This window comes from Acidovorax sp. KPB24-07, assembly GCF_057543315.1.
Window position 1 is genome coordinate 1 of record NZ_BAAJYS010000640.1, and the last position, 1,378, is coordinate 1,378.

Here is a 1,378-nt window from a genome sequence, read left to right on the forward strand (position 1 = left end):
CCGGAGGTCAAGCGCAGCCTGGGCGCGCGCTTCACCTTCACGCGCCACGCGGTGTACGTGCGCCAGCCCGTGCTGCGCGCGCTGGCGCGGCGGTTCGCCGGGCGCTTCGAGAGCGACCGGCAGTGGCGCGACCGCGCGGAGGCCGCATGAGACCGGCCGACTGGCCACCGGTCGTGCTCGACCTCGACGGCGCCGTCGGGGCGCTGCCGGACGAGCGGCGCATCGATCTGGCGCAGGACTGGCACGAGGCGCTGCGGTTCGGCTGCGGCCTGGCCCGCATCCGGGCCTTCGGCGGCCTGCTCGACGCCCGGCTGCAGGCCTTCGACCGCCACGGCCCGGTCTTCATGGGCAGTGGCGATTTCCACCACCTGAGCTGGCCGCTGATCGCCCGCTGCATCGCCGCGCGCGGGCACACCGCCGCGCGGCCCCTGCGCGTGGTGGTGCTGGACAACCACCCGGACAACATGCGCTTTCCGTTCGGCGTGCACTGCGGCTCGTGGGTGCGCCGCGTGGCGATGATGCCGCAGGTGTCGCACGTGCACGTGGTCGGCATCACCTCGGGCGACATCGGCCTGCGCCACGCGTGGGAGAACTACCTCGCGCCGTTGCGGGCCGGCCGGCTCACCTACTGGAGCGTGGGGGTGGATACGCGCTGGGCGCGCTGGTTGGGCCTGCAGGCGCGGTTTCGCAGCCTGCCCGATGCCGACGCGCTCGCCGCCACGCTGTACCGCGTGCTCTCGGCCCACCGCCAGCCCACCTACCTCAGCATCGACAAGGACGCGTTCTCGCCCTCGGTCGTGCGCACCAACTGGGACCAGGGCGTCTTGGGCGCGCACCACGGCGCTGCCCTGATCTCCGCGCTGCGCGGGCAGCTCGTGGGCAGCGACGTGACGGGCGAGGTGTCCGTGCACCGCTACCGCACGGCGTGGAAGCGGTGGCTCAGTGCGGGCGACGGGCAGGACACGGCCCAGGCCGACGCGGCGCTGCCGCAGTGGCAGGCGCAGCAGGCTGCGTTCAATCGGGTGCTGCTGGGGCAGCTGGCGATGGCGGCGGATTGAACGGCGCGCGGGGCTGAGTCCGCACCGCCTGCGCCAGCGTGGCGCAAACCCGCTCGAAGCCCGCGTCGTCCAGCCAGGGGCTGTTGCTGATGGACAGCACCTGCGTGGCGAATCGCCGGGCCTGGGGCAGCCCTGCCGCGCGGTCTTCCGCCGAAACGAGGTGGGCGTAGCGCCCGTAGTCGGGCAGCACGTGCACGAAAGGCACGCCCACGCCCAGGCCGGCACCCCACAGGGCCTCCAGCGCGGCCTCGCGGGCCGCGGCGTGGGGCAGCAGCACCAGCAGGGTGGGCCAGGTGCCCTGCGCACCGCCGGCGGCCACG

Annotated in this window: 1 protein-coding gene and 2 pseudogenes; 2 read left to right on the forward strand and 1 reads right to left on the reverse strand. The window is 74.4% G+C overall.

Annotated elements, in window-relative coordinates; genetic code table 11:
• Both AC27IQ_RS24605 and AC27IQ_RS24610 read left to right on the forward strand, forming a co-directional pair.
• A pseudogene (locus AC27IQ_RS24605) lies at window positions 1-150 on the forward strand (GNAT family N-acetyltransferase); the annotation flags it as partial.
• A complete protein-coding gene (locus AC27IQ_RS24610) occupies window positions 147-1,058 on the forward strand; it encodes an arginase family protein (protein WP_487091157.1) in 912 nt (303 codons plus the stop codon). The pseudogene AC27IQ_RS24605 and the gene AC27IQ_RS24610, both read left to right, overlap by 4 nt.
• Here the strand turns inward: AC27IQ_RS24610 and AC27IQ_RS24615 are convergent.
• Window positions 1,015-1,378, reverse strand: a pseudogene (locus tag AC27IQ_RS24615) (hypothetical protein); the annotation flags it as partial. The gene AC27IQ_RS24610 and the pseudogene AC27IQ_RS24615 overlap by 44 nt on opposite strands.

What these genes read in the sequence shown, in the direction of transcription:
- AC27IQ_RS24610 (WP_487091157.1), top strand. Translation starts at nt 147, where the DNA reads ATGAGACCGGCCGACTGGCCACCGGTCGTGCTCGACCTCGACGGCGCC.